Annotated in this window: 10 protein-coding genes; 3 read left to right on the top strand and 7 right to left on the bottom strand. The window is 64.5% G+C overall.

The window, feature by feature from the left end; all coding sequences use genetic code 11:
- Positions 1 to 186 precede the first annotated feature (186 nt).
- Positions 187 to 1125, bottom strand: a complete 939-nt coding sequence (locus tag MUW49_RS00705) for an iron-siderophore ABC transporter substrate-binding protein (RefSeq protein ID WP_125117232.1) — start codon at positions 1123 to 1125, stop codon at positions 187 to 189.
- Positions 1126 to 1310: 185 nt separating this feature from the next.
- Between MUW49_RS00705 and MUW49_RS00700 the strand changes: the two genes are divergently transcribed.
- A complete protein-coding gene (locus MUW49_RS00700; protein ID WP_104452796.1) occupies positions 1311 to 2042 on the top strand; it encodes a 4'-phosphopantetheinyl transferase superfamily protein in 732 nt (243 codons plus the stop codon).
- 89 nt (positions 2043 to 2131) lie between these two features.
- Here the strand turns inward: MUW49_RS00700 and MUW49_RS00695 are convergent, their stop codons facing one another.
- From MUW49_RS00695 to MUW49_RS00675, 5 genes are all read right to left on the bottom strand, one after another.
- The gene (locus MUW49_RS00695) at positions 2132 to 2950 is read right to left on the bottom strand and encodes an amonabactin ABC transporter ATP-binding protein (protein ID WP_104452797.1); all 819 of its coding nucleotides are present in this window, start codon (positions 2948 to 2950) and stop codon (positions 2132 to 2134) included.
- A 43-nt stretch (positions 2951 to 2993) separates the two neighbouring features.
- Positions 2994 to 4043, bottom strand: a complete 1050-nt coding sequence (locus MUW49_RS00690; protein ID WP_104452798.1) for an amonabactin ABC transporter permease subunit 1 — start codon at positions 4041 to 4043, stop codon at positions 2994 to 2996.
- 12 nt (positions 4044 to 4055) lie between these two features.
- On the bottom strand, positions 4056 to 5072 hold the full coding sequence (locus tag MUW49_RS00685; RefSeq protein ID WP_010674444.1) for an amonabactin ABC transporter permease subunit 2: 1017 nt from the start codon (positions 5070 to 5072) through the stop codon (positions 4056 to 4058).
- Positions 5073 to 5150: 78 nt separating this feature from the next.
- Positions 5151 to 7124: a siderophore amonabactin TonB-dependent receptor gene (locus MUW49_RS00680; protein ID WP_010674445.1), complete on the bottom strand. Its 1974-nt coding sequence runs from the start codon at positions 7122 to 7124 to the stop codon at positions 5151 to 5153.
- 60 nt (positions 7125 to 7184) lie between these two features.
- Positions 7185 to 8420 carry an MFS transporter gene (locus MUW49_RS00675; RefSeq protein ID WP_104452799.1) on the bottom strand — a complete coding sequence of 412 codons (1236 nt, stop codon included), beginning with the start codon at positions 8418 to 8420 and terminating at the stop codon, positions 7185 to 7187.
- Between the two features lie 215 nt (positions 8421 to 8635).
- On the opposite strand from MUW49_RS00675, the gene MUW49_RS00670 reads away from it, so the two are divergent.
- Positions 8636 to 9385, top strand: a complete 750-nt coding sequence (locus tag MUW49_RS00670; RefSeq protein WP_103259986.1) for a hypothetical protein — start codon at positions 8636 to 8638, stop codon at positions 9383 to 9385.
- Positions 9386 to 9394: 9 nt separating this feature from the next.
- On the opposite strand, the gene MUW49_RS00665 is transcribed toward MUW49_RS00670, so the two are convergent.
- Complete coding sequence (locus MUW49_RS00665; protein ID WP_045524977.1) at positions 9395 to 9856, bottom strand: DUF2919 domain-containing protein; 462 nt, start codon at positions 9854 to 9856, stop codon at positions 9395 to 9397.
- Positions 9857 to 10023: 167 nt separating this feature from the next.
- Between MUW49_RS00665 and MUW49_RS00660 the strand changes: the two genes are divergently transcribed.
- The coding region (locus MUW49_RS00660) for a transposase domain-containing protein (protein ID WP_244812314.1) at positions 10024 to 10230 on the top strand (207 nt) is incomplete at its 3' end.

Raw genomic sequence — 10230 nt, 5'->3', positions numbered from 1 at the left:
GCCGAGCCAGCATGTCGCCAGATGCCTCAACAACATCGTTCAGATCGTTTGCAATAGACATAAAAAAATCCGGAACCAGTGATTGGTTCCGGATTGTCCTACAGCAGAAGGATCGGTCAATGGATCCTTAACTGATCAGCATTGCGCATCATGCGGGCTTCTTGTTGGCCGTCAACCGAGGGGGGATTAGTGAGCGATGGGGGCGGCATTCGGTTTGGTCAGCAGGCGCTCGACGTCGTCGATCACCTTGAGGGCCGCCTGGGGGCCGCCGGTGGAGGTCCAGAGTGACCCGTCCACGGCGCCGAAGCGCTTGCCCTTGATGGCGCCGAGCTGCTGGAAGGCCGGGGTCTGCTCGGCCTGCTTCATGGCATCCACCGCATCCCCGCTGGTGCTGAGGGTGCCGATCACCAGCCAGTCACCGTCCAGCAGGTTGAGGGATTCGAGGCTCAGGGCCGGGGAGTGGGGGCTCTTGTCGCCAATCTGGTGGGACGGTCGGGTGAGCCCCATCTCGGTGACCACGCTGCTGGCAAAGGTGCCGCCGTGCATGTAGCTCGGCCCCTTGGGGTTCCAGCGCACTATGCTCATCTGCTCCCCCTGATGCTGGGCGAGCTTGCTGCGGGCCTCTGCCAGGCGGGCCTCATACCGGGTGAGGAACGCCTTGGCCTCGGCCCCCCGGTTCATCGCGTCGGCGCTGCGACCGAACACGGTTTTCCAGGGCTCGCCCCAGTTGCCGGTGACGACGGTAGGGGCGATCTCCTTGAGCAGGGCGAGGAGCTCGGGCTTGGTCTGGCCGGTGAGGATGAGGTCCGGCTCCAGATCGATGAGGGTCTCCAGATTGGGGTTGTCCAGATCCCCGACCACGGCGATCTCCTTGCCCGCCTTGTCCAGCAGATAGCGGGGCAGGGTGGACTGGCCGCGTCCATTGACGGTGCCTACCGGCTGCACCCCCAGAGTCAGGGCGCTGTCGAGATCGAGTTCGCTCAACACGACGACCCGCCGGGGCGCATCGGGGACGCTCTGGGACTGGCCGTTGGCATCGATGACCTGGCGGCTGCCCGCCTGGGCCTGGAAGCCCGTCAGGCTGGCCAGCATGAGCAAGGTGGCCAGCGGGGAGAAGATCTTCATGGTGACATCCTTATGGGTGAAATCGGTGGGCCGGAGTCTGTGGAAAGTGCCTGAGAGCCGCCCGGCCAGCCCCGAATGGGCGGGGACATGCTACCACAAAGCAAGTGAGAAGCGTTGTCATTTGTATTTGTGGCATGACCTCGGCTTGCTTTGGTACCATCGCAGACCCCTGTCAGGAGCCTTTCATGTTGCCTCGTTGTCCCTCACTCGATGGATCCTTTGTCCGTCAATCCGATACCTTGTGCCTGCCGGGCCTGGAGACGCTGCCTCTTCATCGGGTCAGTTTTGATCCCGCCGCCTTCTCGCCGGAGTGCTTTGGGGCCCAGGGCATCACCCTGCCTGCTTCATTGCAGGGGGCTGCCCCCAAGCGCCTCGGGGAGTTTCTGGCGGGGCGCCTCGCGGCCCGCGAGGCCCTGCGTCCCTTCGGTCTTGCAGGATGCAGCGTGGACATCGGAGCGGCCCGGGAGCCGCTCTGGCCTGAAGGGGTGGAGGGGAGCATCAGCCACAGCCGGCTGGCGGGAGAGGGGGTGGCCCTGTGTGCGGTGCGCCCGGGCCAGGAGGGAATAGGGCTGGATCTGGAGGCCTGGCTCGATGGCGACCAAGGGGCGCAGCTCTGGCCCGGCATCATGGATGGGGAGGAGTGGGGGCGGCTGGAGGCGGGGGTTCACGACGCCCAGCTGAGCCTGGCAGAGGGCGTGACCTTGGTGTTTTCCGCCAAGGAGAGCCTCTTCAAGGGGCTCTATCCCCGGGTGGGGCGCTACTTTGATTTTCTCGATGCCCGCTGGCTCGCCATGACGGTGCAGACTCTCACCCTGGAGCTCAAATGCCCGCTGACGCCGGCCCTGCCTGCCGGCTGGCGCTGCACCCTGCACTGGCAAGCCCTGCCGGGGGGTGTGCTCACCGTCTTGCTGCTGTGAGCACGATGCCAGCGCCCGGATAACGCCAACGCAAAGCCCAAAAAAGAAACCGCCATCAGGCGGTTTCTTTTTTGGGCACAGGATCTGGCTCAGGCCGACACGCCATGGTCGGTGCGCAGGCGGGGCACTTCGTCAGCCCGTCGGCGGGGCACGATGACAGGGGCCCCGTCGCCGGGGGCGTGCAGTATGTCCACATCGGTCTGGTAGAGGCGATCGATGAGGGGCTTGGTCACCACCTCCCGGGCCGGGCCCATGGCCTGGATGGCGCCATCCCCCAGGGCAATCAGCTCGTCGCAGTAGCGGGCGGCGGTGGCGAGATCGTGGATGACGATAAGCACCGTCTTGCCCTCGGCGGCGACCCGATGGATGGCCTCCATCACCTCGGTCTGGTGGCCGATGTCCAGCGCGCTGGTGGGCTCGTCCAGCAAGATGATGTCCGCATCCTGGGCCAGCACCATGGCGAGCCACACCCGCTGGGCCTGACCGCCGGACAGCGAACTGGCGCTCTGGTGCCAGATGGCATCGAGCTGCATCCGCTCCCGGGCCCAGTCCACCATGCGGGCATCTTCCTCGCTCCACTGATTGAACCAGCCCTGATGGGGATGGCGGCCATATTGCACCAGCTGCTCCACCAGGATACCGGGGGGGACCAGGGGACGTTGGGGCAGATAGGCGAGCTCCCGAGCCAGGGCTCTGGCGCCATAGGCACCGAGTGGCTTCTCCTTGAGCAGGATCTCCCCGGACCGGGGTTGCTCCTGTCCCGCAAGGAGCTTGAGCAGCGTGGATTTGCCACCGCCGTTGGGGCCGACGATCCCCACCAGCTTGCCCCGGGGGAGGGAGAAGGAGATCTCCTTGAAGATGGTCTTTTGCGGGTAGCCGAACTGGAGTCGGTTCACGGTGAGCGTCATCGGGCGGCCCTCGGTCTGTATTGAAAATGGATGAATGCCATGGTCAGTCGGCCTTCTGGCGATCTTTGAGCAGGATGAAGAGCAGCAGCAGGCCGCCGAGAATGCGGGTCATGATGCCGGTAGCCACTTCGTGGGGGCTGGCCAGCACCCGCACCAGGGTGTCGCTTGCGAGCAGCATCAGGGCGCCGCACAGGGCGGCAATCCAGAGCGGCACGATGCGATCCCGGCTGAGCCAGGAGGCAAGGATGGGGGCCGCCATGGCGATGAAAACCACGGGGCCGCCGATGGCGGTGCCAAGGGCTGCGACGATGATGGCCTGGGCCAGCACCCCGAGCTGCACCCGGTTCACGTTCACCCCGAGAGTTCGGGCGGTGACCGGTCCCAGGCGCAGCACGCCAAGGGAGCGGGAGAGACAGACGGTCCAGGGACAGATGAGCAGGAGCAGCAGGCTTACCGGCAGCAAGGTGCCATAGCCCTGACCGACGAAGTTGCCCATGTTCCACAGATAGAGGCTGGTGAGGTGCACCAGGGACTGGGTGGACATGACGAACTGGCCGAGGGCGTTCATCAGCTCCGAGACCCCGATGCCGATCACCACGAACAGGTAGCCCTGCTCCCCCGGCTTGTTGCACAGGGCATAGAGCACGGCGGCGGCAAACAGGGCGCCGAAGGGGGCGGCCCACCAGGGCCAGGTACCCAGGGTCAGATAGAGGGAGAAGATGATGATGGCCAGGGATGCCCCCTCGTTGACCCCGATCATGTCCGGGGTGGCGAGGCGGTTTCGCACCAGGGTCTGCACCAGGCAGCCCGAGAGTCCCATGGCGGCGCCAGCCACCAGCACCGCCAACAGGCGCGGCAGTCGGATCTTGAAGACGGTCACCTGATCGAGTCGGCTTCCCTCCCCGAGCAGGGTCTGGATCACCCCCATCATGGTGATCTTGCCGGAACCCAGGGTGAGGGCCAGCAGGGAGAGCAGGGTGAGGGTGACCAGGAGCCACAGGGTGATGAGCCAGGCGCGGCGGTGCAGCAACAGGGTGCGGCTGCCAAGGCGAAGGCAGAGGGTGCCGCTCGGGAGTGAGAGAGAGTTCTTCATGGGCGTGGCACCTTATTTGACGGCCAGCAGGGAGCGGAAGCCGCCGCTGCGCACCACCAGGATGAGCACAGGCGCCCCGATGAGCGCCAGAATGACGCCGTTGGGCAGCTCGTAGGGCTGGATAAGCCAGCGGGCCAGCACATCGGCACCGAGCAGAAAGAGCACCCCGAACAGGGCGGAGAAGCGTACCTGGATGGCGAGGCGAACCGGCTCCACCAGGCGGGCGCAGTAGGCGGCGAGGAAGCCGACAAAGCCGATGGGACCGGCGATGGCGATGGCGCAGGCGGTGAAGAGCGTTGCGGCCAGGAGCACGCCGATCCGCACCCGGGTGGGGCGGATGCCGAGGGCCCTGGACTGGTGATCCCCCATCTGCATCAGGGTGAGAGGGCGACAGAGCGCCAGTGTCAGCAGCAGGGCGGCCAGGGCGAAGGGGACCACGGTGAGTACCGCTTCCAGACTGGAGGCGGCAAGGGACCCTAAGTTCCAGAAGCGGAACTGCTCCAGCACCACCCGGTTGGAGAGCAGCAGGAAATTGGAAAGACCGCCGAAGGTGGCGGAGAGGGCGACCCCTACCAGGATGAGCTTGAGGGGGTTGGAGCGCCCCACCATGAGGCCGAGGCCCAGCACGATGAGGTTGCCGAGCAGGGCCCCCATGCCGGACCAGAGCAGATACCCGTAGGCGGATTCGACGCCAAACCAGGTGAGGCCGATCACCAGAGCAAAGACGGCGCCGGCATTGACCCCGAGCAGGCCGGGTTCGGCCAGGGGGTTGCGGGTGGCACTTTGCAGCATGGAAGCCGCCAGGGAGAGTGACGCCCCCACCACCAGGGCTGCCAGGGTACGGGGCAGGCGCAGGGTATGGACTATCATGGCGAGCTTTTCATCGGCCACGAAGGCGGGATCGCCCATCAGGAAACCGGCGACCTCGCGGCCACCATAGACACCGGCCCCGGTGGCCAGTGACAGACAAATCAGCAGGAAGAGGAGCAGCACGCCGAGCCAGAACAGCCGAGCTTGGTATCTGAGCACTCAATGACTCCTTGAATTCGGGGAGGCAGAAACGCAAAAAGGGAGCCCCGCGACCGGGGCTCCCGCATACAGGATGGATTACAGCTTGTAATCGACCCCTGCGTAGACGGTGCGACCTTCCAGGATGAAGTCGGCGTCGGTCGCCACCTCGTCACGCTGGGTGTTGGTGAGGTTGGTGATGCCGAGCTTGAAGTCCAGGGCCGGCGTGACGGTCCACTTGGTGTTCACGTCCAGGGTCTGGTAGTGCTTGGAGGTGAATGCCTGGGCGTTGCGGGCCGGCACCTTGATCACCTGGCTGCCGACATACTGCCAGGCCAGGTTGGCGCTGACCACGTCGCTCGCCTTCCAGTCCAGGCCGATGTTGCCGGTGTGATCCGGGGTCTTGGCCAGATCGTCACCCGTGCTCTTGTCTTCGGAGTCGAGCAGGGTCAGGTTGCCGGTCAGCTGCACGTTGTCCAGCACGTCGAACCAGCCGGTCAGCTCCAGCCCCTTGATGCGGGCCTTCTTGACGTTGAGGTAGGTCATGACGGTCGGACGGTAGCCCGGGCCCCACTGATCGCTCTGGATCAGATCCTCGATCTCGTTGTGGAAGCCGGTCACCCCTGCACCGAAGCGATCGGCGTTGTAGGCGGTGCCAAGCTCGTAGCTGACGGAGGTTTCCGGCTTCAGATCCGGGTTGCCTATTACCTTGCAGGCGCCGCGGCAGGCGGTGGTGGCGAATCCTTCGCTGGACTGGGCCAGGGTCGGGGCCTTGAACGCCTTGCCAGCGCCGCCCTTGATCACCCACTCGTCACTCAGGGAGTAGAGGGCGTAGGCACGGGGGCTGAACTCGTTGCCATAGGTCTCGTGGTGATCCAGACGGCCGGAGAGCGTCAGGGCCAGATCCCCAAAGCCGAACTCGTCTTGCAGGTAGAGGGCGCTCTGGCTCGCATCCACGCTGCCGTTCTGGATGCTGCGGCTGTGCTCCAGCTCGGTCTTGCGGAACTCTGCACCCGAGGTCAGCAGGTGATCCCCGAGGTAGCCGCTCAACTGGCCATCCACCGTGTTGTTGGTCTGGGTGATGTCGGCGGCGCCACCGTTGAGCTGGGAGTCATCCATCAGATCGGTCTGCTCGAAGTAGTAACGAGCGCGGCTGTCGAAGTGTTCCCAACGGCCGTTATGGGTCAGCCCCAGGCTCAGGCGATCGAGTTTCTGCACGTTGTGGGGGGTGGCCGGTGCGGTCGGGGCACGGGGCACGTTGTTGAAGTAGCTGTCCATGTCGTTCTGGTTGTAACCCAGATCGAAGTCGATGTCCTGGTTGTCGGCCACCAGCCACTTCAGGCTGGAGAGCACGTTGACCACTTCCCGTTTCTCCAGGGCGTCGGCATCCGGGTTGTTGGACTGCTCGCTCTTCCAGCGATCCCGCTGATAGCCCTCCACCACCACGCTGCCCAGCAGCTTGTTGTCGATCAGGGCGCCGGAGACGAAGGCGCTACCCTGGTTGGCATCCCCGCCATCCCCCTTGGTGGGCATGGTGTGGGTGTAGCCGACGGCCGCTTCGGTGTTCTCCTTGGCCTGGCGCAGGATCACGTTGACCACGCCGCCGAGGGCATCGGCCCCGTACAGGGAGGAGACGGGACCGCGGATCACCTCGATGCGCTCGATGGCGGCCATGGGGATGGAGCTTAAGTCGAAGTCGTTGCCAAAGGAGCTGCCCAGGGTCTCGCGGGCGTTGACCCGCTTGCCGTTGACCAGCAGCAGGGTGTAGTCACCGCCCATGCCGCGGATCTTGATCTCGTTGCGACCCGTGGGGTTGGTGCCGATGATGTTGACACCGGGCACGTGCTTGAGGGCATCGCCGATGTTGTTGACGTTCATCTTGTCCAGATCGGCGCGGGTGACCACGGAGACGCTGGCCGGGGCGGTCAGCTCGGTGTGCTTGGTCTGGGTGGCGGTGACCACCACCGTCTCGTTGGCCTTGACGGACTCGGCCTGGGCCAGGCCCGGTACGGCCAGCAGACCAAGGGAGAGCAGAATGGGGTTCAGTTTAAAGAGGCCGTGCTGCAACTGCATTGTCAAAAACTCCATGGATATAACTGAGGTTATGGGGTCCGGATTCTTCTGATCCGGTGCTCACTGACTTCCTTGTCTGGCGGTGCCAGAGGCAGGATTATTGTTATCTCTTGTGCGCTTCAGGCCCCGGATGAGGAACCAGACACCGGCGCAGGCCACCAGGGTGCACGCAATGTTGATCCAGGCCAGGGTGGGGAAACCGTGCAGGGCGCCCCCCTCGTCGGAGACCAGATATCTGGCGGAGAGCAGGCTGCCGAGGCCCGCTGCCACATTGGTGACCGAGCCCTGGAAAGACATGAAGGCGGCGCGCTGATGGGGGGCCGGAATGGCCGCCGTGACCGCGAGGGTGGTGCTGGCGCGGGCGGAGCTCAGGGCCATGAAGAGGGTGAACAGCAGATAGAGAGGCAGGCCTGCTGGCAAGGCAAAGCCCACCAGGGTGATCAGGGCCAGGGCCAGGCTGGTGAGCAGGATGGCGCCCTGGGCGCGGCCCTGATCGATCCAGCCGCCGCACAGGCGCATGGTGGCCATGCTGGCAAGGCCGCCGCACAGATAGAGGCTGGCGATCTGCTCGCGCGGGAAACCCAGGTTGAACTGGAAGTAGTTGGCAAAGTGCGGAATGAGCAGGAAGTGGCCGAACATCTGCAGGCAGAGGATGAAGAGGGCTCCCTGGCAGAGCGGTGACCCCAGCAACTGGCGCATCCCCTGGCCTGCCGGGGCCCGGTTGACCGGCAGGGACGGCAGCCAGATGGCACACAGCAGGGCCAGCAGCAGGCCGCCTGCACCAAACAAGAGGAAGGGGCTCTGCCAGCCAGACCACTGGGCCAGCACGAGGGCCGCGGGCACGATCAGAATGGCGGCCAGGGAAAACGCCATGCCCACGTAGGCGAGACGGCGGCCCCGCTCGGCGGGCGGTACCAGATCCAGCACCGCCGCCATCAGGATGGCCCCCAGGGGGCCGGCCACGCAGCCGGACAGGATAAAGAGCAGCAGCAGTGTCTGGCTATCCTCGGCCAGGGCGCAAGCCATCAAGAGCAGGAAGCGCAGGACCAGCAGTACCAGCAGAGCGGGTTTGCGGTTGACCCGATCGAGCCAGGGGGCGGCCAGGAGGCCCAGCAGGGCGGCTCCCAGGGTGGCGCCGCCGCTGAAGTAACCTGTCTGCTCCGGCAGCATCCCCAGACGGGTTACCAGTTCCGGGCCAAGGGGCATCACCATCATCATGCAGCCCATGGAGAGCATGTTGATGAGCAGCGCCAGGTGGATGGCGGCAGGGGTGGATGCGACGGATTCTGGCTTCATCAGAGGCTGACTCGAAAAAATGAGTCCGAATTGTATCCGAGGGTTTTTGTTGTGACAACAAATGATAACCATTTTTATTTGTATTGATTGGTATCTTAACGAGTCTTTATCAGATGCCTCTGTGTGGGATTGCATACCAGGCCCGTTGCAATCGGGGCGCCATGGACCATGATGGCAGGAAGCGAGAGGGTGGCGGTGAACGCCGGGAGGAGAAGATGCGCGCTGGATCAGGGTATTGGGGGCTGGGGTGCTGCCTGTTGCTGGCATTGCCCCTGAGGGCCGAAGTGAAGGTCATACCGGTATTCGAGGCGGATGCCGCGGTGCAGACGCTCAAGGAGATCTACCCGGATCTCGGGGTGAGCGCCATGGGCAACCAGCTGGTACTGAGCGGAACCCCCGCCCAGTTGCAGGAGGCCGAGCGTACCCTGGCGCAAGTGAACCAGCCGCCCCAAAGCCTGCTCATCGAGTGGCGGGTGGATGGCGCCTCCAGCCGTCAGCAGGCCGGAGTGGGGCTCGGCCTGGATGCCAAACGGCAGTGGTTGCTGGAGGGGGATGCCCGGCACTATGAACGCAGCCAGAGTGACAACTGGCAGGTGCGTGGCCTCTCCGGGCGGCCCGTGTTGTTGCAGATGGGGTCCTATCAGCCGGTCACCTTTTACCAGTGGCAGGGGGGAAGGGTGGTGGGCATGATGCCGCTGATGAACGGTCTCTACGCCACCGCGACCCTGATAGGGGACAGGGTGCAGGTGGCCCTCAGCAGTGAACAGGCAAGAGTGGAGCGAGGCAACATACACACCGGCCAGAGTGCCACCGAGGTGAGCGGCGCCCCGGGCCAGTGGCTGACGGTGGGGGAGCTTTCCACAACCCAAGGCAGCCGGGAGGCCGCGATCGCCAATCCATCAGGCATGGGCGGGGCCAGCGGCAGCGAACGCCAGACTCTGCAGATCCGGGTCACGCGCCAGTGAACCAGCCTGTCAGTGGGGCTGATCCAGAGCGTAATCCCGCAACTGGCGGCTTCTTAGCAGATACCAGAGCGCCCAGAGGCTGGCGATGAGCACCAGGGCGGTGGGCCAGTTGAACGACCACTGCTGCAGATTGAGGCTGTGCAGTTGCATCACCAGGCCGCTCGCGGTGGAGCAAAGCAGCAGAGCGCGGCTGTGGCGTCTGAGCCAGGCTCTGGCACTGTGGGTCTGGCGATGGGTGCCGCCGCAGGCGAGCAGCGCCAGCATGGCGGGCACGTCCGTCAGCAGGCTGACATAGAGGGTGAGCTTGTCCGGGTAGAAGAGGGTCAGGATGGCGCTGCCACTCTCCCGGGTGACCCCCGCCATCAGAAACAGCCAGACCGAGCGGGTCAGCAAGAGGGCTATGGGCCAGAACCAGAGCGGGGGGCGCAACTGGCCGTGATCGTCGTAACGGTGTTCGGGGTAGAGGGTCATGGTGGCCCGGTATCCATTCATGCAGTGCGAGTGATGAAGGGGATATGGGGCACAGGGCAGGCCATTGCAAGGCCGGCAACGGCCGCAATGCTGATCAGTTAAGGATCCATTGACCGATCCTTCTGCTGTAGGACAATCCGGAACCAATCACTGGTTCCGGATTTTTTATGTCTATTGCAAACGATCTGAACGATGTTGTTGAGGCATCTGGCGACATGCTGGCTCGGTTGGCCATTTTTGCCGACCATATTCCCGACGAATGGATTACTGCCGCTGCCGCCTTGTCTGAAAAGGCCACTATCCGCCGACGCCGCTTACCTTCTGATATGGTCTTGTGGCTCGTCGTGGGGATGGCCTTTTTCCGCAATGAGCCC

Source organism: Aeromonas sp. LsrichE-8G (assembly GCF_022869435.1).
Lineage (GTDB): Bacteria > Pseudomonadota > Gammaproteobacteria > Enterobacterales > Aeromonadaceae > Aeromonas > Aeromonas caviae.
Note: the sequence above shows the minus strand (reverse complement) of the source record. Positions and strands in the feature narration are given on the sequence as shown.